The organism is Qipengyuania sp. BR81-2 (assembly GCF_055693895.1).
In genome coordinates this window covers 514,526-536,850 of sequence record NZ_CM146344.1, presented here as the reverse complement: position 1 = coordinate 536,850, position 22,325 = coordinate 514,526, and the positions used below count along the sequence as shown (strand labels likewise).

17 protein-coding genes and 1 pseudogene are annotated in these 22,325 nt (G+C 65.0%); all 18 read left to right on the top strand.

Translation table 11 applies throughout. The annotated features are described in order from the left end of the window. The first annotated feature begins 40 nt into the window (after positions 1-40). The 18 genes and pseudogenes from ACZ1G8_RS02685 to ACZ1G8_RS02600 all read left to right on the top strand — a co-directional run bounded on the left by ACZ1G8_RS02685 (position 41) and on the right by ACZ1G8_RS02600 (position 22,324). A complete protein-coding gene (locus tag ACZ1G8_RS02685; RefSeq protein ID WP_472681169.1) occupies positions 41-1,753 on the top strand; it encodes a peptidoglycan D,D-transpeptidase FtsI family protein in 1,713 nt (570 codons plus the stop codon). Further along, a complete protein-coding gene (locus tag ACZ1G8_RS02680) occupies positions 1,740-3,218 on the top strand; it encodes a UDP-N-acetylmuramoyl-L-alanyl-D-glutamate--2,6-diaminopimelate ligase (RefSeq protein ID WP_472680282.1) in 1,479 nt (492 codons plus the stop codon). Before ACZ1G8_RS02685 ends, ACZ1G8_RS02680 begins: the two co-directional genes overlap by 14 nt. After that, a pseudogene (locus tag ACZ1G8_RS02675) lies at positions 3,215-4,671 on the top strand (UDP-N-acetylmuramoyl-tripeptide--D-alanyl-D-alanine ligase). Before ACZ1G8_RS02680 ends, ACZ1G8_RS02675 begins: the two are co-directional and overlap by 4 nt. Before the next feature lie 17 nt (positions 4,672-4,688). Further along, on the top strand, positions 4,689-5,759 hold the full coding sequence (gene mraY / locus ACZ1G8_RS02670; RefSeq protein ID WP_472680281.1) for a phospho-N-acetylmuramoyl-pentapeptide-transferase: 1,071 nt from the start codon (positions 4,689-4,691) through the stop codon (positions 5,757-5,759). After that, positions 5,756-7,048 carry a UDP-N-acetylmuramoyl-L-alanine--D-glutamate ligase gene (gene murD, locus ACZ1G8_RS02665; RefSeq protein ID WP_472680280.1) on the top strand — a complete coding sequence of 431 codons (1,293 nt, stop codon included), beginning with the start codon at positions 5,756-5,758 and terminating at the stop codon, positions 7,046-7,048. Before mraY ends, murD begins: the two co-directional genes overlap by 4 nt. Next, the gene (locus tag ACZ1G8_RS02660) at positions 7,045-8,313 is read left to right on the top strand and encodes an FtsW/RodA/SpoVE family cell cycle protein (RefSeq protein WP_472680279.1); all 1,269 of its coding nucleotides are present in this window, start codon (positions 7,045-7,047) and stop codon (positions 8,311-8,313) included. The genes murD and ACZ1G8_RS02660 overlap by 4 nt, the downstream gene beginning before the upstream one ends. After that, entirely contained in the window at positions 8,310-9,506 is a 1,197-nt protein-coding gene (gene murG, locus ACZ1G8_RS02655; RefSeq protein WP_472680278.1) for an undecaprenyldiphospho-muramoylpentapeptide beta-N-acetylglucosaminyltransferase, read from the top strand. The genes ACZ1G8_RS02660 and murG overlap by 4 nt, the downstream gene beginning before the upstream one ends. Further along, positions 9,503-10,924, top strand: a complete 1,422-nt coding sequence (gene murC / locus ACZ1G8_RS02650) for a UDP-N-acetylmuramate--L-alanine ligase (RefSeq protein WP_472680277.1) — start codon at positions 9,503-9,505, stop codon at positions 10,922-10,924. The genes murG and murC overlap by 4 nt, the downstream gene beginning before the upstream one ends. Positions 10,925-10,962: 38 nt before the next feature. Then, complete coding sequence (gene murB / locus ACZ1G8_RS02645) at positions 10,963-11,889, top strand: UDP-N-acetylmuramate dehydrogenase (RefSeq protein ID WP_472681167.1); 927 nt, start codon at positions 10,963-10,965, stop codon at positions 11,887-11,889. Positions 11,890-11,898: 9 nt separating this feature from the next. Then, positions 11,899-12,879 (top strand): D-alanine--D-alanine ligase, encoded by a 981-nt coding sequence (locus ACZ1G8_RS02640; RefSeq protein ID WP_472680276.1) that lies wholly within the window; start codon positions 11,899-11,901, stop codon positions 12,877-12,879. Further along, positions 12,872-13,780, top strand: a complete 909-nt coding sequence (locus ACZ1G8_RS02635; protein ID WP_472680275.1) for a cell division protein FtsQ/DivIB — start codon at positions 12,872-12,874, stop codon at positions 13,778-13,780. The genes ACZ1G8_RS02640 and ACZ1G8_RS02635 overlap by 8 nt, the downstream gene beginning before the upstream one ends. After that, a complete protein-coding gene (ftsA, locus tag ACZ1G8_RS02630; RefSeq protein ID WP_472681165.1) occupies positions 13,780-15,078 on the top strand; it encodes a cell division protein FtsA in 1,299 nt (432 codons plus the stop codon). The genes ACZ1G8_RS02635 and ftsA overlap by 1 nt, the downstream gene beginning before the upstream one ends. 138 nt (positions 15,079-15,216) lie before the next feature. Then, positions 15,217-16,989 carry a cell division protein FtsZ gene (gene ftsZ, locus ACZ1G8_RS02625; protein WP_472680274.1) on the top strand — a complete coding sequence of 591 codons (1,773 nt, stop codon included), beginning with the start codon at positions 15,217-15,219 and terminating at the stop codon, positions 16,987-16,989. Between the two features lie 44 nt (positions 16,990-17,033). Next, positions 17,034-18,803 carry a tetratricopeptide repeat protein gene (locus tag ACZ1G8_RS02620; protein WP_472680273.1) on the top strand — a complete coding sequence of 590 codons (1,770 nt, stop codon included), beginning with the start codon at positions 17,034-17,036 and terminating at the stop codon, positions 18,801-18,803. Positions 18,804-18,948: 145 nt separating this feature from the next. Then, positions 18,949-19,452 (top strand): type III secretion system chaperone family protein, encoded by a 504-nt coding sequence (locus ACZ1G8_RS02615; RefSeq protein ID WP_472680272.1) that lies wholly within the window; start codon positions 18,949-18,951, stop codon positions 19,450-19,452. A 32-nt stretch (positions 19,453-19,484) separates the two neighbouring features. Then, entirely contained in the window at positions 19,485-20,291 is an 807-nt protein-coding gene (locus ACZ1G8_RS02610; protein WP_472680271.1) for a pyrroline-5-carboxylate reductase family protein, read from the top strand. 110 nt (positions 20,292-20,401) lie between these two features. Then, entirely contained in the window at positions 20,402-21,184 is a 783-nt protein-coding gene (locus ACZ1G8_RS02605; protein ID WP_472680270.1) for a Bax inhibitor-1/YccA family protein, read from the top strand. 165 nt (positions 21,185-21,349) lie between these two features. Further along, the gene (locus ACZ1G8_RS02600) at positions 21,350-22,324 is read left to right on the top strand and encodes a hypothetical protein (protein WP_472680269.1); all 975 of its coding nucleotides are present in this window, start codon (positions 21,350-21,352) and stop codon (positions 22,322-22,324) included. The last annotated feature ends 1 nt before the right edge of the window (position 22,325 follow it).

The window sequence follows — 22,325 nt, the reverse complement described above, 5'->3', positions numbered from 1 at the left end:
CGCTTTCTCCGCTCTCCACGGTGGCCCGGGGGCGGTGAGCATGGCGATGGCAAGTGGGCGGGTCCAACTCGTCACCATCCGCCAGCAATCGCTCGACCTCGCGCGTTGGCGCGTTCTCTGGATCGCAGTCGGCTTCGCTTTCGTAGCCCTGCTTGCACTCACGCGGATCGCTTATCTGGGCATCGGCGGCGAGGGTGCGCGCGCGACCTCTCTTGAAGATGCGCTGCTGCCCTCGCGCGGCCAGATCGTCGATCGCAACGGCGTGCCCATGGCGCGCGCCTTCCCAGCCTATGCCCTTTGGTTCAATCCCAAGGCGATGGGCGAAGACGGTGCGCCGCTCGTCGGAACGCCCGAAGGCGTGGCGGCCAAGCTCAAGGCAATCTTCCCCGACCTCGACCAGAAGGAAGTCGCTGCCCAGCTCGCCAGCGGCAAGGCGGGCTATATCCGCAAGCGCCTGCTGCCCGAGGAAGCCAACCGCGTCCATGAACTGGGCGAACTCGCGCTCGAAATGCCGACCGAAGAAGACCGTCACTATCCGCAAGGCAAGATGGCGGCGCACGTGCTCGGTTATGTCGCAGCCGACGGCAAGGGCCGCGTCGGCATGGAGCAGGTCTTCGACGACCATCTCTCCAGCCCGCTGACCCGCGGCACGCCGGTCGCGCTGTCGATCGACGTTCGCGTGCAGGGTGCCCTCGAAGACGAACTGCGCCGCGGCATGAAGCTGACCCGCGCGCAGGGCGGTGCGGGTATCGTGCTCGATGTCGACACGGGCGAAGTCATCGCGCTCGCCAGCCTTCCCGAATTCGATCCGAACAAGATCGATGCCGAGGGCGAGAAGCTGATGTTCAACCGCGTGACCAACCAGGTCTACGAGCTCGGTTCTACCTTCAAGCCGCTGACCGTGGCCGCCGCGATCGACAGCGGCATGCTGCGCGACCTCGGCCGCGACTTCGACGCTTCTCCCGTCAAAGTGGGTCGGTTCACCATTCGAGACAGCCACAAGATGGATCCGGAAATGAACGCGGTGGAGACGCTGATCCACTCGTCTAACACGACGACCGCGCGCATCGCCGACGAGCTCGGGCCGGAACGTCTGCGCCGATACATGATAGATCTCGGTATGAATGCGCGTCCCGAAATCGAATTGCCAGCTAAGGGCTTTCCGCTTTGGCCGGGCGATAAGTGGGCGCGCCTCACCAACATGACCGTCGGTTTCGGACACGGCATAGCCGTCACCCCGCTTCACCTCGCCAGCGCCTATGCCGCCATGGTCAATGGCGGGGTCTATCGTCCGGCTACGCTCAAGAAGCTCGGTCCGGGTGAAGCTCCCAAGGGCCGCCGCGTATTCAAGGCCTCGACTTCGAGCCGGATGCGCCAGATGATGCGCGCGATTTCGGTCTACGGCACCGGGCGCAGCGCAGATGCACCCGGCTACCGCGTGGGCGGCAAGACCGGTTCGGCCGAAAAGCCCGGCGGCACGGCAGGTTATCGCCGCACAGCTCTGGTTTCGACCTTCGCTGCGGCCTTCCCGATGGATCGCCCGCGCTATGTCGTAATCGCCATGCTCGACGAACCGCGCGGCACGCTTGCGAGCTCCTACCAGCGGACCGCCGCATGGAACGCCGCGCCCATCGTGGGCCGCCTCGTGCCGCGCATCGGTCCGTTGATCGGCGTGCGTCCCGACGACACGCGCGACATCGACATTTCCGCCATCACCCCGCTCATTCCGGAGGCGCAGGATGAAGCTGAGTAAGCTGTGCGCCCAGGCCGGAGTCGACTGCGCTGCCGATGAAGAGGTCAATGTGACCGGCTTCGCGATCGACAATCGCAAGGTCGCGCCCGGCACGGTCTTCGGTGCATTCCAGGGCACCAAGGTCAATGGCGAGGACTTCATACCCGCCGCTATCGAAGCTGGCGCCGTAGCCGTCATCGCGCGGGCAGAGGCGAAGGTCCACGGCGCGATCCACATCGCCAGCGACAATCCGCGAAAGACTTTCGCCGAACTGGCCGCGCAATTCTTCACGCCGGTGCCTGAGCATATCGTCGCAGTTACGGGCACCAACGGGAAGACCAGTTGCGTCGAGATGACCCGCCAGATCTGGCGCATGTCGGGCGAACGCGCGGCGAGCATCGGAACGCTCGGCGTCACCACGCCGGACGAAAGCGTTTCGACAGGGCTCACCACGCCCGATATCGTCACATTCCTGTCGAACATGAGCGGGCTGGCGCGCGAGGGCGTGACCCACATTGCCTACGAGGCCTCCAGCCACGGCCTGTCGCAATATCGCAACGAGGGCATCCCTGTCGAAGCGGCAGGCTTCACCAATTTCAGCCGCGACCACCTCGACTACCACGCTGACATGGAAGACTATTTCGCCGCCAAGATGCGCCTCTTCGACGAGGTCGTCTCGGATGATGCGACTGCAGTCATCTGGATGGGCGCAGGCGACAGCGGGTGGAACAAGCGCGTCGTCGAACATGCCGAGAAACGCGGCCTCTCCATCATGACGGTCGGCGAGCAAGGCGAAGACATCCATCTCTCGCGTCGCGAGCCGACGCAGCTCGGCCAGTCGCTGACTGTCGAGCACGCGGGGACGGAGCGCACCATCAACCTGCCGCTGATCGGCGCCTACCAAGTGTCGAACGCGCTCGTTTCGGCCGGCCTTGCGCTGGCGAGCGGGATCGCCGCGAGCCGCGTATGGGATGCCGTCGCACGTCTCCAGCCCGTGCGCGGGCGTCTAGAACGTGCCGTCATCGCTCCGAGCGGCGCACCGGTCTATATCGACTACGCTCACACGCCCGATGCGCTCGAGGCCGCGATCGCGGCTCTGCGTCCGCATGTCTCGGGCAGGCTCATCACCGTTTTCGGCGCGGGCGGCGACCGCGACCACGGCAAGCGCGCCCCGATGGGCGAAGCCGCTGCCAAGGCGAGCGACCTCGTCATCGTCACCGACGACAATCCGCGCGGCGAAGATCCTGCGGAAATCCGCCGCCAGGTGCTTGAAGGCGCGCCGCAAGCGCGCGAGGTCGCAGGCCGCCGCGAAGCCATCCATGCAGCTATTGCCGAAGCGGGCAGGGACGACATCGTCCTGGTCGCGGGCAAGGGACACGAAACGGGTCAGATAATCGGATCGGGAGAAAACATGCGGGTCCATCCCTTTGATGACGTGGAAGTTGCACGCGAATGCGCGGCGCTTATCGCAAGAGGTGACGCGTGAGCGCCGCCATCCTGCGCCACCCGGCCTATCAGGAATGGCCTGCCGATCCGCGCGACCGCCTCCCGCTCACCCTTTGGGACGCACAAAGCATTGCCGAGGCGGTCGGCGGACAGGCTTCGGGGGACTTCCAGGTCTCCGGGGTTGAAATGGACAGCCGCGATGTCGTGAACGGCGACCTTTTCTTCGCCCTCAAGGGCGAGGCGATGGACGGTCACCGTTTCCTCGACAAGGCGTTCGAAAACGGGGCATCGGCTGCCGTGGTCGATCGCCCGGTCGACTATCCGCATATCCTCGTCGAGGACACCAACAAGGCGCTCGAAGCGCTCGCAGGAGCCTCGCGGGCACGCACCGAGGCAAAGATCATCGGTGTCACCGGCTCGGTCGGCAAGACCGGGGTCAAGGAAGCCATCTTCGCAGCTCTCGAGCGCGCCAGCCGCGGCGCGGCGCATCGCTCGACGCGCAGCTACAACAATCATGTCGGCGTGCCGCTCAGCCTCGCGCGCATGCCCGCCCGCAGCCGTTTCGGCATCTTTGAAATGGGCATGAACCACGCAGGCGAGATCGAAGGCCTGACCACGCAGGTCCGCCCGCATGTCGCCGTCATCACCACCATCGCGCCCGCGCATATCGAGAACCTCGGTTCGATGGAGGCGATCGCCGATGCCAAGGCGGAAATCTTCGCCGGGCTCGAGGAAGGCGGCATCGCCGTGATCCCCGCCGACAGCGAATATTTCGAGCGCCTGCGTCTCGCAGCGCTGCGCATGGGCGCGAAGGTCGTCAGCTTCGGTCGCTCGAAGAAGGCGGACATGCGCCTGCTCGATGCGATCCCGAGCGCCAATGGCGGTAGTCTCGTCACTTGCGAATTCGACACCGGACGCCTGTGCTACACGGTCGCTGAACCGGGCGAGCACTGGGTCGCCAACTCGCTCGCCGTGATGGCCGCAGTCCGCGCCGCCGGCGGTGATATGGCCGCTGCCGGTCTCGCACTCGCCGAGATGGGCGGGCTCAAGGGTCGCGGCGAACGCCACGGTATCGAAGTGCCGGGCGGCAAGGCCCTGCTGATAGACGAAAGCTACAATGCAAATCCCGCCAGCATGCGCGCCACGCTCGCGCAGCTCGGCCAGACTCCTCGAGCCGCCGCATTGCCGTGCTGGGCTCGATGAAGGAGCTCGGCGACTTCGCCGAAAAGTTCCATGCGGGCATATCCGAAAGCCTGATTTCCGCAGATGTCGACTATGCGTTGCTTGTGGGCGACGAGATGGGCGCTCTGGCGCGGGAATTGGGGAAACCGGCCTTCAACTCGCTTGGCAAGCCGCTCGAGTGGGAGCATTGCAAATCTGCCGAGGAGGCCATCGCATTGCTGGAGGATTTCGGCATCGTCGCAGGCGATGCCGTGCTGGTGAAGGGCTCTAACTCGGTCGGGCTCGGCAAGCTCGTCGAACACTTTACCTAGGGAAGCCAAGCCGCCCGATGCTCTATCTCCTCGCCGAGTATTTCAACTTCGAAGGGCTTTTCAACCTCGTCCGCTACCAGACGGCGCGTGCAGGCGCGACGCTGCTCACGGCGCTGCTGATCGGCCTCGTCATCGGCCCCCGCTTCATCGATATGCTGCGCGTGCGCCAGGGCAAGGGACAGCCGATCCGCGAGGACGGCCCGCAGACGCACCTCGCCAAGGTCGGCACCCCCACCATGGGCGGGCTGATGATCCTGATCAGCCTGACGCTGGCGATGCTGCTATGGATGGACCTGTCCAATCCCTTCGTCTGGGCCTGCATGGCGGTGACCGGCGGCTTCGGGCTGATCGGCTTCCTCGACGATTACGACAAGGTCTCCAAGGCCAGCCACAAGGGCGTTTCGGGCAAGGTCCGCTTGCTGTTTGAGTTCATCGTCGCCGGCGCGGCGAGCTGGCTCATCGTCAGCCAGATCAATACCTTCCTCTACGTCCCCTTCATCAATGACTTCGGCATCGAATTGGGGCCGTTCTACTTCGTCTTTGCCGCCTTCGTGATCGTGGGCGCGGGCAATGCGGTGAACCTCACCGACGGGCTCGACGGGCTGGCGACCATGCCGGTGATCATCGCCGCGGGCACCTTCGCAGTCATCGCCTATCTCGTGGGCCGCGTGGACTATTCCGAATATCTCGGGATTCCGCATGTGGCGGGCGCGGGCGAGCTGGCGATTTTCTGCGCTGCGATCATGGGGGCGGGGCTTGCCTTCCTCTGGTTCAATGCGCCGCCGGCCGCCGTATTCATGGGCGACACGGGCTCGCTGGCCCTTGGTGGCGCGCTTGGCGCAATTGCCGTTGCCACCCATCACGAAGTCGTTCTCGCCATCGTCGGCGGGCTCTTCGTCTTCGAGGCGCTGTCGGTCATCATCCAGGTCTTCTGGTTCAAACGTACCGGGCGGCGTGTCTTCCGCATGGCCCCAATCCACCACCATTTCGAGCAGCTCGGCTGGTCCGAAAGCAAGGTCGTGATCCGTTTCTGGATCGTCGCCATCGTGCTCGCACTCCTGGGGCTGGCAACGCTCAAGCTCAGATGATCACCTCGCCCGCCTGGAAGGACAAGAAATACGCGGTGCTCGGCCTCGCGCGGTCCGGCCGGGCGACGGTCGAGGCGCTTCTGGCTGCGGGCGCGGACGTGCTGGTGTGGGACGACCGCGAGGAGGCGCGCGAGCCCTACAGCGGACGCTGCGCCATCGGCGATCCGCTCGAGGCGGACCTGACCGGCTATGCGGGCGTGGTGGTCAGCCCCGGCGTGCCGCTCAACACCCACCCGATCAAACCGCATGCCGACAGCTTCAGCGTGCCGGTCATCGGCGACGTCGAGCTGTTCGCGCAGGCGCGCGAGCACCTGCCGCCGCACAAGGTTGTCGGCATCACCGGCACCAACGGCAAGTCGACCACCACCGCGCTGGTCCACCACATCCTCAAGACCGCCGGCGTGCCGACCACCATGGGCGGCAATATCGGCCTGCCAATCCTCGAGCAGGAGCCTCTGCCGGAAGGCGGGGTCTATGTTCTGGAGTTGTCGAGCTACCAGATCGACCTGACCTATTCACTCGATTGCGACGTGGCGGTGCTACTGAACATCACGCCGGATCATCTGGATCGGTATGATGGGGATTTCGAACGTTATCGCGCCTCAAAATTACGCCTCTTCGAAATGCAGTCGGAAGACCACTGGCGCTTGGAGCCGTTTGATCGCCTTGTGATGACCGATCCATGGGATGTCTGGGGTGTTTTCGGTGAAGACGGAAAGACCCACCGCGATGCGACCGTCTTGGGATCGCAGGAAGATTGGCCGGGCCTTCAAGGACCACACAATGGCGAGAACGCCCAGATGGCCATAGCTGCCACCGAGGCCGTGGGCCTCTCTGAAGAAGAGATCGCTTCGGGCTTGCGAACCTATTCCGGCCTCCCGCACCGCATGGAGCGTGTCGCCGAAATTTCCGGTGTCGCCTATGTGAACGACAGCAAGGGCACGAACACCGCCGCCTCCGCGCCCGCGCTGGCTGCATTCGACAACATCCACTGGATACTCGGCGGGCTCGCCAAGGAGCCGGGGCTCGGCGAGTGCGAGGCAGAGTTGCCCCACGTCAAAGCCGCCTACACCATCGGCAAGGCCGGGCCGGACTTTGCCGCACTGCTGGAGGGCCGCGTCACGGTGGAGCAGTGCGAAACGCTCGACCGCGCCGTGACCGCCGCCGCTGCCAAGGCCAAGGCGGGCGACACCGTCCTGCTCTCGCCAGCCTGCGCGAGCTTCGACCAGTACACCGACTTCGAAAAGCGCGGCGAGCACTTCCGCGAGCTGGTGGAGGCGCTGGCATGAACGCGCAGCAGCCCTTCGTCCCCGGCGCCAAGCGCAAGCCCGCGCATATCCCGGGTGGCAAGCTGTCGCGCTGGAGCCAGATCAAGATTTGGTGGCGCGAGATCGACCGGGTGCTGCTCGGTTTGATCCTGCTGCTGATGGCGCTCGGCACTATCGCGGTCGCAGCGGCGAGCCCTGCAAGCGCCAACCGACTGTCGACTTCGGCCGAGACACTCGACCCGCTGTACTTCTTCTGGCGGCACCTGATCTGGCAGGTCATTGCATTGGGCGTGCTCGTCGGTGCCTCGCTCCTGACACGTGAAAACGCGAGAAGGCTCGGCGTGCTGCTGGCAGGCGGGATGATCGGTCTCATGTTCCTCGTCCCCTTCATCGGGGTGGAGATCAACGGCGCGCGGCGCTGGATCAATCTGGGCATGCAGTTCCAGCCGTCCGAATTCCTGAAGCCCGCCTTTGCCATCACGCTGGCGTGGATCCTGTCCTGGCGGATGCGCGATCCGAACCTGCCGGTGCTGACCATCGCGACCGGTGTGCTGGTGCTCATTGCGGCGTTGCTCATGCTGCAGCCGAACCTTGGCGGCACCATCCTTTTCGGGGGCGTATGGTTCGTAATGGTCGTCCTCTCGGGGGTGGAGGTGAAGAAGCTCGGCGCGGTTGTCGGCGGTGCACTCGCCGCACTGACCGCGACCTATTTCCTCTATGACAACGCGCGTCACCGCATCGATTCCTTCTTCGGCGGCGGCACGGCCTTCGACCAGGTCGACCTTGCCAGTCGCACGCTGGTAGCCGGCGGTTGGACCGGTGCTGGCTATGGCCTCGGCATTCGCAAGATGAGCCTGCCCGAAGCGCACACCGACTACATCTTCTCGGTCATCGGCGAGGAATTCGGCCTCATCGCCTGCGCGGTTATCGTGTGCCTCTACCTCGCCATCGTCGCGCGCGTGCTGATGCGGCTGGTGGACGAGGAAGACCTGTTCGCGCTGCTGGCCGGAACCGGCCTTGTCGCACTTCTCGGCGGACAGGCCTTCATCAATATCCTCGTGAACCTCCAGCTTTTCCCTTCGAAGGGCATGACGCTGCCGCTGGTGAGCTATGGCGGGTCCTCGACCATCGCGATCTGCCTCACCGTGGGGCTGCTGGTCGCGATCACGCGACGCAATCCCTATCTCAAGACCACCACAAGGGGACTTGGCGACCTGCTGGGCATCGGGCAGGGGGATGGAATGAATGCAAACAAGGCGCGCAGCACGCGCGAAATCCACCAATGACCGGGTCGTCACGTCATTATGTCCTTGCTGCCGGCGGCACCGGCGGTCACCTGCTTCCGGCCTTTGCGCTGGCAGGAGAGCTTGAGCGGCGCGGCCACCATGTCGCGCTGATCACCGACGAGCGCGGCGAGGCGATCCCCGGCAAGCCCGACTTCATGCCCGCGCATGTCATTCCGGCAGGCCGCTTCGGCAAGAACCCGCTGCAATGGCTGAAAGGCGCGAAGGCTGTGCTCGAAGGTCGCAAGATGGCACTGCGCCTGTTCGACAGCTTCCAGCCGAGCGCGGTTGTCGGCTTCGGCGGCTATCCCTCGCTTCCTGCGATCCTCGCCAGCACCTCGGCGGGTATTCCCACCATCGTGCATGAGCAGAACGCCGTGCTCGGCCGCGTGAACCGCCTGCTGGCAGGCCACGTCGAGGCGATCGCGACTGCCTATCCCGATGTGCAGCGCCTCAAGTCCGCGCATCAGGGCAAGACCTATCTGGTCGGCAATCCCGTGCGCCACGAAGTCCTCTCGCTGCGCGACGAGCCTTTCCCGGCCTATGGCGAAGACGGCCTTCTGCGCGTTCTCGTCACCGGCGGCAGCCAGGGCGCACGTGTGCTTTCCGAGATCGTGCCCGATGGCCTCGCCATGCTGCCCCCCGCGATCCGCCAGCGCCTGCAGGTGACCCAGCAATGCCGCCCGGAAGATCTCGACGCGGTGCGCGAGCGCTATCGCAATCACGGCATCCCGGCGGAGCTCGCAACCTATTTCGAGGACATGGCGACGCGGCTGGCCGATGCGCATCTCTTCATCGGGCGCGCGGGCGCATCTACGATTGCCGAGCTGACCGCTGTCGGTCGACCGGCCATCCTCATCCCGCTGCCCATCGCGACCGACGACCACCAGGCCGCCAACACGCGCGAAATGGCCAAGGCCGGCGGGGCGCGGATGATCCGGCAGGAAAAGTTCGAGGCCAAGGAACTGGCCAAGCAGATCCGCGTCCTCGCGGACGATCCGCAGGGTCTCGCCAATGCAGCGCATGCGGCGTGGAACTGCGGCCGCCCCAAGGCGGTCGAGGACCTCGCCGATCTCGTGGAGAGCTTCGGCGGCGCGGACATGATGGATGTCATCCGCGTAGGCGGAAACAATGCCCGCGGCGCAACGCAGGGGCAGGTCGCAGGCCAGGGCGCCAAGCGGGAGAGTGCGGAATGAAGGGCGTACCTACCGATATCGGGACCATCCATTTCGTCGGCATCGGCGGTATCGGCATGTCGGGCATCGCTGAGGTGATGAACAACCTCGGCTATTCGGTGCAGGGTTCGGACATCAACGAAGGCCCCACTGTCGAGCGGCTGCGCGGGCAGGGCATCGACGTGAAGATCGGCCATGCGCCCGAGAACGTCGAGGGCGCTGCGGTGGTGGTGACCTCGACTGCTGTTCGCCGGACCAATCCGGAAGTCGCGCACGCGCTCGAGAACCGCATCCCGGTGGTGAAGCGCGCGGAAATGCTCGCCGAGCTGATGCGCCTCAAATCGACCATCGCGGTCGCCGGAACGCACGGCAAGACGACCACGACCAGCATGATCGCCGCGCTGCTCGATAGCGGCAAGGTCGATCCCACGGTCATCAATGGCGGTATTATCGAACAGTACGGTTCGAATGCCCGCCTCGGCGATAGCGACTGGATGGTGATCGAGGCCGACGAGAGCGACGGCAGTTTCCTCCGCCTCGACGGCACAATTGCGGTCGTGACCAATATCGATCCCGAGCACCTCGACCACTACGGCGATTTCGACGGAGTGAAAGACGCTTTCGTCGAGTTCATCCACAACGTGCCGTTCTATGGCGCGGCGATCCTTTGCATCGACCATCCGGAAGTGCAGGCCGTGATCGGCAAGGTCCGCGACCGCCGCGTGGTGACCTACGGCTTCAACCTCCAGGCCGATATCTGCGGGGTTAATGTCCAGCCGCACGAGGGCGGCAACCGCTTCGACGTGATCGTGCGCCAGCGCGGCCCGAAGGACCAGGCCGAAGACCGCCGGATCGAGAACGTGACGCTTCCGATGCCCGGTCGCCACAACGTCCAGAACGCGCTCGCCGCGATTGCCGTTGCAGTCGAGATGGGCTGCCCCGACGAGGTGATCTGCAACGGCTTCGACAGCTTCAGCGGCGTGCGCCGGCGTTTCACCAATGTCGGCACCGTGGCCGGCGCGACCGTGATCGACGATTACGGCCACCACCCGGTCGAAATCCGCGCCGTGCTTTCCGCCGCTCGCGAATCCGCCAAGAACCGCGTCATCGCTGTGGTCCAGCCGCATCGCTACACGCGATTGCGCGACCTGATGGAAGACTTCCAGAGCGCCTTCAACGAGGCCGACCAAGTCTATGCAGCGCCCGTCTATGCTGCAGGCGAAGACCCGATCGAGGGCGTGGACAGCGCCGCGCTCGTGGCGGGTCTCAAGTCGCGCGGCCACCGCTCGGCCGAAACGGTCGAGGACCGCGAGGACCTTGCCGCAAAACTCGCTGGGGAAATCGAAGAGGGCGATCTTATCGTCTGCCTTGGGGCAGGCGACATTACGAAATGGGCAGCGGGACTCGCCGATGCCATCGAGAGGGAACGCGCTTCGTAATGGATCAGCCGGGTGATGTCTGGAATTGGGATGACGGAATGGCGCCCGATTGCGCTGTCGAAGGCGGGATCGAAGCGCCTGTCGACACGTCCGGCCTGCGCGGCACGCTGACGCCCGACGCGCCGCTCGCCAAGCTCGTCTGGTTCAAGAGCGGCGGCAATGCCGATTGGCTGTTCGAGCCGGCCGATCTCGACGATCTCAAGAATTTCCTGTCCCGCCTCGACGGCACGCTGCCGGTCATGGCGCTTGGCCTCGGTTCGAACATGATCGTTCGCGATGGCGGCGTGCCCGGCGTCGTGATCAAGCTCGGCAAGCCCTTCGCCAAGGTCGAAACGCAGGACGACCACACGGTCACCTGCGGCGGCGGTGCGCACGGAATCCTCGTTGCCAGCAGCGCGCGCGATGCGGGCATTGCCGGCCTGGAATTCATGCGCGGCATCCCGGGCACCGTCGGCGGCTTCGTGCGAATGAATGGCGGCGCCTACGGCCGCGAGGTCAGCGACGTGCTGATCGATTGCGAAGTCGTGATGCCCGATGGCGAGCTGATCACGCTGCCCGCCGCCGACCTCCAGTACACCTACCGCCATTCCGCGCTGCCCGATGGCGCGGTGGTCGTCGCTGCCCGTTTCCAGGGCGAGCCGGGCGATCCCGAAGCCATCGGCGCAAAGATGGACGAGATTGCCGAGGCACGTGAAAATTCGCAGCCGCTGCGCACGAAAACCGGCGGATCGACCTTCAAGAACCCGCCGGGCAAGAAGGCGTGGGAACTGGTCGATGCAGCCGGTTGTCGCGGCCTCAAGATGGGCGGCGCCCAGGTAAGCGAGAAGCACACCAATTTCCTCCTTAACGTCGACAATGCGATCAGCGCCGACATCGAGGGGTTGGGCGAGGAAGTGAAGCGCCGTGTCTACGAGCATTCGGGCGTCGAGCTCGAATGGGAAATCCAGCGTGTGGGGCGACCGTAAGGACCGAATATGACCGATCTCCCCAAACTCCATGTTGCAGTCCTGATGGGCGGCTGGGCCAATGAGCGTCCCGTCAGCCTCATGTCTGGCGAGGGCGTCGCGAAGGCGCTTGAAGAACGCGGCCACAAGGTCACGCGGATCGACATGGACCGGCAGGTTGCCGCCCGCATCGCCGAAACTGCGCCCGATGTCGTGTTCAACGCGCTCCATGGCGTACCGGGCGAAGATGGGAGCGTGCAGGGCATGCTCGACCTCATGGGAGTGCCCTACACCCACTCCGGCCTCGCCACCTCGGTCATTGCCATCGACAAGCAACTGACCAAGCAGGCGCTGGTGCCGCATGGTATTCCCATGCCCGGCGGGCGCATCGTGAAGAGCGAGGACCTGTTCGAACGCGATCCGATCGCACGCCCCTATGTCCTGAAACCGGTGAACGAGGGCAGCTCGGTCGGCGTCGCCATCGTCACCGACGAGAGCAATCACGGCAATCCCATCGCGCGCAGCGCCAAGGGACCGTGGCAGGATTTCCCCGAGCTCCTCGCCGAGCCCTATATCAAGGGCCGCGAAATGACTTCCGCCGTGGTGGATTTCAAAGACGGTCCGCGAGCGCTTGCCGTGACCGAACTCAAGCCCAAGAGCGGTTTCTACGATTTCGACGCGAAATACACCGACGGCATGACCGACCATATCTGCCCGGCGGATATTCCCGAGGACATCCGCGACCTTTGCCTCGAGATCGCGCTGAAGGCGCACAAGGTGCTCGGCTGCGAGGGCACGAGCCGGACCGATTTCCGCTGGGACGAGGAGCAGGGAGAAGAAGGCCTCTTCGTGCTCGAGACCAACACCCAGCCGGGCATGACGCCGCTAAGCCTCGTGCCCGAGCAGGCCAAGCACGTTGGCATCAAATATGGCGAGCTGGTCGAGACGATCATTGCCGCCGCACTGCGCGATCACAAGCGCAAGGGACCTGCCGGAGCCAAGGATGGCTAAGGTCAAGCGCAAGCCGACTGGCGTGCGCCGCTCGGCTGCGGCGCGCAGCCGCACGCAAAAGGCCCGCGCCGCCAAGCGGCATACCTCGGGCCTCCTCGACCGCGCGATGGCCGCGCTGCCCTTTACCGAGGAGCAGTGGCACAAGTTCTTCATGGTCATGATCGCCGCGGCCGGCCTCACTGTCGGATGGTTCGCTGCCAGCTATGCAGGCGTGCCCGAGATGGCTCGGACAGAACTTGCCAAGTCGGCGAGCCGCGCGGGCTTCGAGGTCGACCGAGTGCGCGTTACCGGCGTGGAGCGCCTCAGCAAGCAGGCCGTGTTCGAGCGCGTGCTGGGCGAGCAGGACCGGCCGATGCCCCTGGTCGAAGTCGATGCAATCCGCGATCGGCTGCTGGAGCTTTCCTGGGTGGCCGATGCCCGCGTCTCGCGGCAGCTGCCCGACCTGCTGCGCATCGATATCGTCGAGCGAGAGCCGCATGCTGTCGTCCAGAAGCCCGACCGGCTGATCCTCGTCGATGCGAGCGGGCACGAGCTCGAGCCGATTTCGCGTGACGAGGCCGAGGGCATGTTGCTGATCTGGGGGCCGGGTGCGCAGAAGCAGGTCGCCGAGCTTGGCCGACTGCTCGATGCCGCACCGGCGCTCAAGCCGCAGATCGCGGGCGCTGAATGGGTGGGCAACCGCCGCTGGAACCTGCGCTTCAAGTCCGGCCAATTGCTCGCGCTTCCCGAAGGCGACAAGGGACCTGCCGCGCTGGTCAAATTCGCCGAGATGGACGGCCGAAACCGGCTGATTGGTGGCAAGGCTGTCGCGATCGACATGCGCGTGCCAGACCGTGCCTATCTGCGCTGCGCAGACGGGCCTTGCCCGCGCGAAATGAGCGCTGCAGTGGAGAGCGAATGATGGCATCTTCGGCGCACGCTCCTTTGCCGCGCATCAGTCGCGTCTTTGCAGCGGTGAATATCGGCTCGTTCCGTGTGTCCGCCATGATCATGGGGCAGGCAGAGGACGAGGAAATGATCGTCCTCGGGTCCTCTCACCGGCGGGCCGAAGGCATCAAGCGCGGCTATGTCACCGACATGCGTGCGGCCACGCACGCAATCCGCAGCGCCGTGGAAACGGCCGAAGCGAACGCCAACACCAGCGTCTCGAGCGTATGGATCGGCTGTGCGGGTGCGGGCCTGACCAGCAAGATTTCCAGCGTCGAGATCGCGATCGGCGGCAGGCGCATCGACGAAGACGATATCGAGCACCTGCTGTTTGCAGCGCGCGACCATATCCAGCCGGACGGCCGTATGGTGCTTCATGCCCAGCCAGCGCATTACACGCTTGATGGCGCGCACGGCGTTGCCGATCCGACCGGTCTCCACGCGGAGGCCTTGGGCGTCGACATCCATGTGACACTTGCCGAGGGTGCACCGGTCCGGAACCTGATAGAGGCAGTGCAGAGCGCCCATCTCGATGTCGAGGGTGTCGTCGCCAGTCCGCTCGCCGCGGCACACGCGTGCCTTTCCTATGAGGAGCGCGATCTCGGTGTGGCGCTGGTCGAAATCGGCGCGCAGGTCATCAATGTTTCGGTCCACGCAGGCGGCATGCTGCTTGGCCTCAGGTCGATACCTGTGGGGTCAAACGATATAACCGATGCAATCGCATCATCGCTGGGTATCCGGCGCAGCCAGGCCGAGCGTCTCAAATGCGTTGCGGGTTCAGCCATTGCCACGCCGAGCGATCACCGTGAGATGATCCCGGTCAATGCCCCGGGCGACGAGACGGGCGGCCCGCTGGCGCGCGGCGCCGACGAGCAGAACCGCATTCCCCGCGCCGAGCTGGTCTCGATCGTCACCGACCGTCTGGGCACGATGACCAGCGAGATCGGTAAGGGTCTGAAAGCAATGGGCTTTTCAGGCGCGAACGGCGGACAGGTCGTTCTCACCGGTGGCGGGGCCGAGCTTCACGGGATTGCAGAATTCATGCAGGGCGCGCTCGGGCTGCCGGTGCGCGTGGGCAAGCCGCCTGCCCTCCGCGGCCTTCCCGAAGCGCACGCGACACCCGGTTTTGCAACGCTCGCAGGCCTGTGCCTTTACGCAGTCGAAGACCCGGTCGATATTCGCACGGTCGGGCCGAGTTACCAGCCGACCCGCCGCTATTCCGGCCTTGGGCTGGTTAACAGGGTGATGCAGGCGGTGCGCGAGTATTTCTGAACTGCGCAGAATACCGCAGGAAACAACGCTTGGGCATTGTGGATAAAGGCATTTAACCTTTGCATGCGAGATCTCGCTTTGTGCCAAAAGGTGCAAGGACAGGCAGAAGCCGAAATTTATTCCCAAAGGGACCAGTAAATGAGCATCAATATCGGACCCGCTTCCAGCGACGACATGCGCCCCAAGATCATGGTTGTCGGCGTCGGCGGTGCTGGCGGCAACGCCATCGCCAACATGATGGACTCCGAAATCGAAGGCGTGGATTTCATCGTCGCCAACACCGATGCGCAGGCGCTGGCCAGTTCGCCTGCTGAAAAGCGTATCCAGCTCGGCCCCGACATTACCGGCGGTCTCGGCGCGGGTGCGCGGCCCGAAGTGGGCAAGGCCGCTGCCGAAGAGACGTTCGAAGACATCGAAGACGCGATGGAAGGCGTGAACATGTGCTTCATCGCCGCCGGTATGGGCGGCGGTACGGGCACGGGCGCTGCTCCGGTCATCGCGGAGGCTGCCCGCAAGAAGGGCGTGCTGACCGTCGGTGTGGTCACCAAGCCGTTCCTCTTCGAAGGCACGCGCCGCATGCGCGCAGCCGAAGCGGGCATCGACGAGCTGCAGAAGCACGTCGACACGCTGATCGTCATTCCGAACCAGAACCTGTTCCTGGTCGCCAAGGCTGACACCACTTTCAAGGAAGCCTTCGCGCTGGCCGACGAGGTGCTGCAGCAGGGCGTGCGCTCGATCACCGACCTGATGGTGATGCCGGGCCTCATCAACCTCGACTTCGCCGACGTGCGTTCGGTGATGAGCGAAATGGGCAAGGCCATGATGGGCACAGGCGAGGGCGAGGGCGACAACCGTGCTCTCGAAGCCGCCGAACGTGCCATCGCCAACCCTCTGCTCGACGGTGTGAGCATGACTGGCGCCAAGGGCGTGATCATCTCGATCATCGGCGGCGAGGACATGAAGCTCCTCGAAGTCGACGAAGCTGCAAACCACATCCGCGAGCTGGTCGACGAAGACGCCAACATCATCTGGGGTTCGGCGTTCAACCCCGAACTCGACGGCAAGATCCGCGTCTCGGTGGTCGCCACCGGTATAGAGCAGGAGGGCTCGACCGCCTCCGCTCAGCCGCGCAGCTTCTCGATGGCACCGCAGCGCGCACCGCAGCGTCCGGTCCTCGACCTGCAGGAAGACGCTGGCGAGGAAGAGCCGTTCGAACTGAGCGAAGGTCTCTCGGCCGAGCCCGAGCCTGTAGCCGCTCCCGAACCGCAGCCTGAGCCGGAGCCTGAGCCGGTTGCGAGCTTCGAAGAAGAACCCGCCGAAGAGCCGTTCGCCGAGGAAAGTCTTTCCCCGGCCGACGCGGGCGATTTTGGCCATGACGACGATGACGTAGACGGCATCGTCGACCCGCTCGCCGGCATGCGCGAGGAAGAGACCGCGGAATTCGACGACTACGCGGATGAAGGGAGCGTACCTCCTCCCGCGGACGACAGCGGCTTCGGTGAAGCCGGTGAAGTTTCCGAAGGCTGGACCGACGAGAACGACGGTAACACTCCGCCGCCGCTCGACCTGTCCGATCCGATGGACGACGGGCAGGGCGGCGAGCTCGAGCTCGGTGCCGACCAGATTGCCGAGGGTCAGAGCCCGCTGGCAACCAAGCCCAACCGCGGTCCCGCCTCTGGTGGCGGTTCAGAAGGTGGCGCAGCAGGTGGTGCTGGAGCGGCCGGTGTAGCAGGTGCCGCGGGCGCTGCAGCAGGTGGCGGTACGCCGCAGGGCAGCACGCTGTTCGAGCGGATGGCAAACCTGTCGCGCGGTTCGGGTGCGGTCGAAGATGACGAAGACGAGGATGATGACGAGGGCGGCAGCGGCGCACTCAACATCCCGCGCTTCCTCGGTCGCCAGAACAACCAGTAAGAAGGCCTGAACCTTCGCGCCCCTTGGTGCGTTTGAAAGGCAACATGGTTCGCAAGTCTCGTATGTATTGGGCGGCCGGCGTAGCCGCCTCGGCACTGGTCGCAGGCCTTGCGCCTGCTTCGGCGCAGGAAGTCGTGCAGGCCCTGCCTGCGCCGGGGGCACAGGAACTGGGCGATGCGCTCCAGCGCCTTGCGCGCAATTCGGGTGACGTCGCGGCGCTCATCGATGCCGGTGAGGCCGCGCTCAAGCTCGGCGATATTGCCGCTGCGATCGGGTTCTTCGGCAGGGCAGAGGACATTGCTCCCTCCAATTCCCGCGTCTCGCTGGGCCTTGCCCGCGCTTATACGCGCTCGCGCCGACCGGTCGAGGCACTCAGGCTGTTCGCCCGTGCAGAGCAGGGCGGGATTGCCGAGGCAACCATGGCGGCGGATCGCGCGCTCGCATTCGATCTCGTGGGCGACAATGCCCGCGCGCAGGAACTCTACCGGCTGGCGCTGTCCGCCGAAGACGATCCCGAGGTGCGCCGCCACCTCGCACTGAGCCAGGCGATTTCGGGCGACAAGCCCGGTTTCGAAGCGACCCTTCTGCCGTTGCTCGAGCAAGGCGACCTCGCCGCGTTCCGCACCCGCGCTTTCGGCCTCGCGATCCTCGGCGAAGGGGATGCAGCGGTCCAGATCGCCAATGACATGATGCGCGCTCCCGCCGCGAACCGTATCGAGCCCTATCTGCGCTACATGCCGCGCCTGACTTCGGCGCAGCAGGCCGCGGCGGGATCGCTCGGTGTGTTCCCGCGAACCGCACTGATCGGGCGGGACGATGCCGATATCGCTGCATATGAAGGGTCCTCGACGGCGAGCGTGCGCAATGCTGACGCTTCGCTTGCGCCAAGCGGTCCGGCACTCGGTCGGGTTCGCGAGGCACAGGAACGTCGCGCCCGCCGCGCTTCCGATCCGCTAGAGCGCACGCAATTGCGCAGGAGGCCGCAACAGGCTGCAGCAGACCCCGCCCCGACGCCGACGCCGACGCCGACAACAACGCCGACTCCGGCGCCTGCACCGGCCCCGCCGCCTCCTCCTCCTCCTCCTCCGCCGCCACCTCCGCCGCGACCAGCGCCGGCCCAGAGCGTCGATGACGCATTTGCAAACTTCGATCTCGCGGCGACGGGAACGACGGCGCCGCGCACCGGGGCGGTCGACATCACTGCCATTGAGGCACCGCGCGAGGTGGACGAGCCTCCTCCGCCTGCAGCGCCTGCCCGCCACTGGGTGCAGGTCGCCACGGGCAGGGATATCAGCGCGCTCGGTTTCGACTGGCGCCGGATCAGCCGAAATGCTGGCGGCGAATTGTCGGGCAAGAGCGCCTTCACCGCCCCCTGGGGCGAGGCCAACCGGCTGCTTGCCGGACCCTATGACAGCGCGGCCGAGGCTAGGGAGGTCGTCAACCGCCTGAGGGCGAATGGGATCGATTCCTTCCCTTTCACCAGCGCCGAAGGTGAACGTATTTCCCCCTTGGAAGGCGCGCCGGCCGCTCCCGTGGTCGAACGCCATCCCGAGCGCCATTGGGTGCAGGTGGCGACGGGTCGCGATCTGCGCGCGCTGGGATTCGACTGGCGCCGGATCCTTCGAAACTCGCAAGGCGCACTCAATGGCAGAGGCCCGTTCACCACGCCGTGGGGCGAGGCGAACCGGCTGCTCGCCGGTCCCTTCGACACCCGCGACGAAGCGCGCGCCATGGTCAACCGCCTGAATGAACTTGGGATCGACACCTTCCCCTTCACCAGCGAAGACGGGCAGGAAATCGCCGAACTCGACTGATTTGCGCCGCTATCCGTAAAGTGGTGCTTGTGCACAGGGTTTGCACAAGCGGCTTGGTTTCTCCCCAAGAGCCTGCGGCGGTCCGATTGCCAATCGGCGGGCCGGTTCGGCACATGGTTGCCATGAGCTTGAGAAATCTCCCCTGATGCGCGCCGTCGACGCCAGATTCGAAGTCGAGGAAGACGCAGCACCGCTCGATATGCTGGTGGCGCTGTTCGAAGCGCGTGGCTGGCCTTGCGAGGCGACTGCGGAAGAAATCAGCGGCGAAATCCAGGGCAGCTGGGCGAAATACCAGTTGCGCGCGATCTGGCGCGGCGAGGACAATGTTCTCCAGATCCTGTGCCTGCCCGATATCCGCATCTCCAACGAGAAGCAGGCAGCCGCGCAGGAACTGGTAGCGCTGGCGAACGAGCAAATGTGGCTCGGCCATTTCGATATCTGGTCGAACGGCGGCGTACTTCTCTATCGCAACGGAACGCTGCTCGGCAGTGACGGGATGCTAGGTCTCGACCAGGCGCAGTCGCTCGTGGAGATCGCGGTCGAGGAGTGCGATCGCTTCTACCCCGCCTTCCAGTTCGTGCTCTGGGGCGACAAGGATCCGCGCGATGCCCTCAAATCGGCAATGGTGGACGCCGCCGGAGAGGCTTGAAGCTGCCTTCCAGCGCACTACAACTGCCGCGCATGGACATACTGATCTACGGTTACGGCACCATGGCGGCTGCAATGGTCGACGGCTGGATTCGTGCAGGCATGGATCCTGCTCGCATCACCGCATACAATCCGCGCCTGAAGGACGTGCCTCAAGGGATCACCTTCACCAACGAAATTCCGGATAGGTCGTTCGATGCGGTTTTGCTGGGGTTCAAGCCGCACATGCTGGGCGATATCGCACCCGGCATGGCGGGCGTGGTGCGCGGCGGAATCGTGCTCTCGATCCTCGCCGGCGTGGAGCTCGAAACCCTTGCCGAAGAACTGCCTGATGCGCGGGGCTGGGTGCGTTTCATGCCCAATCTCGCGGTGGCGCTGGGCAAGTCGCCCAATGCACTGGTCGAGCGGGGGCTTGGCGAGAGGGACCGGGCTGCCGTCACCGCGCTTGCCGAGGATCTCGGGAGCGCGGAATGGTTGCCGGACGAGAGCCAGTTCGAGCTTGTGACTGCGCTCGCCGGATCGGGGCCGGGCTTCGTCTATCGCTTCATCGATGCGCTCGCGTCGGCCGCGAGCGAGCTTGGCCTCGAAGAAGCCCAGGCGCAGCGGCTTGCGGTACAGATGGTCGATGGGGCAGGCGCTCTCGCCTCAGCATCCGAACATACACCGCGCGAGCTTGCAAGCCGCGTCGCCAGCCCCGGCGGCATGACCCAAAAGGGCCTGGACGTTCTCGACGATGAGGGCGCGCTGGTGCGCCTGATGACGAAATGCCTCGGCGCGGCGCGCGACCGCGGTATCGAAATGGGCCGCGAAGCACGCAAAACTGCCGGAAAAGACAGTTAAATTGCGTTAGGCACAACCATTCCGGTTTCGCTTGAAATTCTGCGATTAAGAACCGATATTGTTCGCAGAAGCGGGATGCGAATTCGTCCCCGCGCTAAGGAGAAATTGTAATGGCCGATTGGAACGACACCGACCGTTCACAGCACGCAACGTCCGTGCCGCGTGCGGGCGACGCCGTTGCGCGTGGCACCACTTTCGATGCTGGCCTGCGCCAGCACATGCTCTCGATCTACAACATGATGGCCTCGGGCGTGCTGTTGACCGGCATCGTCTCGCTGCTGTTCGTCAACACCGCGCTGTTCGAAGCGGCCTTCAACGTCGTGCAGACGCCTTACGGTCGCTCGCTGCAGGTCACCGGCCTCGGCTGGGTGATCAAGCTTGCTCCGCTCGCCTTCATCCTCGTGATCAGCTTCGGCGGCGTGGCACGCTTCAGCAAGACCACGCTGCAGGCGATGTTCTGGGGCTTCGCGGTCCTTATGGGCCTCTCGCTCTCGACGATCTTCGCGATCTACACCGGTGAATCGGTCGCTTCGGCATTCTTCGCCGCTGCCGCTGCCTTCGCCGGCCTGAGCCTGTTCGGCTACACCACGAAGAAGAACCTTTCGGGCTGGGGCAATTTCCTGCTCATGGGCCTGATCGGCATAATCGTGGCCATGCTGCTCAACGCCTTCGTCTTCCAGTCGGGCGCGATGAGCCTGGTGATTTCGATCCTCGGCGTGCTGATCTTCGCAGGCTTCACCGCCTACGACACGCAGCGCCTGAAGAACGAGTACCAGTACCTCCGCGGTACCGAGATGGCCGGCAAGGCTGTCGTGATGGGCGCTCTCAGCCTCTATCTCGACTTTATCAACCTCTTCCTCTTCCTCCTGCAGTTCCTCGGCAACCGCGAGTAATCGCGCACCACTGAACGCAGGCGCAAGACGCTTGATCGTGCCCGGGGCGAAACTCTCGCCCCGGGCATTTTCTTTGCCGACTGATATGGCTAGGAAACTTCCAGCTTCATCCCTCGTCAATGCGTGATGAGAGAAGATGGGATACCAAAGGAGGGTCGGCGCACCGTGAGCCGTAGTTCAAACCATACCATTCGCCTTGCAGCGCTCGCTGCAGGCCTCGCAGCGATTGCAGCCTGCGCACCGCCACCGCCGCCGCCACCGCCTCCTCCCCCACCGCCTCCTCCGCCTCCGGCAGTCGTCATCCCGCCGCGCCCGACCCCTCCGGGTGGCGCGACGAACAGCATGACGATCCCGATGGTTGCGCCCACTGGCGTACGCCAGACGGTCAATGCGAACCTGACCCCTGCGCAAACGACGTGGAACCTGCGCAGCGCGCTCAATGTCGCCGCGCTCAATTGCCAGGCGGCCAAGCATGGCACGCTGGTCGACAATTACAGCAACAAGCTGAAGATCCACGCGCGCGAGCTTTCTGCGACGAACCGCGCGCTGCAGAGCGAGTTCCGCCAGCGTTATGGTGCGACCTACCGCGACGTGCAGGATTCCTATATGACGCAGGTCTACAACTACTTCGCGCTCCCGCCCGCGAAGGAGGACTTCTGCGACGTGGCGCATGCCGTCAGCACCGAGGTCGTGACCGTTGCGCCGGGCGATCTCGAAGTGTTCGCGGCCAGCGCGCTGCCCCGTATCGAGGCCGTGTTCGAGGACTTCTTCCGTGCCTACGAGAAATACCGCGTCGATCTCGCCGCTTGGGATTCGCAGTACGGCCCGCCGACGGTAACCACCACGGTGCAGGGTTACACCAACCCGCTGGACCCCAATGTCGAGGTCGAGCCAGGCGAAACGCTTGTCGGCACCATGCCGGCAACCGCGCCGGTCACTGCTACGGGTGAGCCCCAGGCGCCTGTCGACCTGCCGCCCGCGACGGGCCAGACCCCGGTCGTGATCGCTACCGATGAAACGGGCGCCGACGGCGAGCCGGTCGTCACGCTCCCGACCGAAGGGCCGATCTTCCAGTCGGGCGAAGTGGTGCAGGGCACCGATAATCCCGGACCCGACGATACGCCCGATCCGCAGAGCTGAT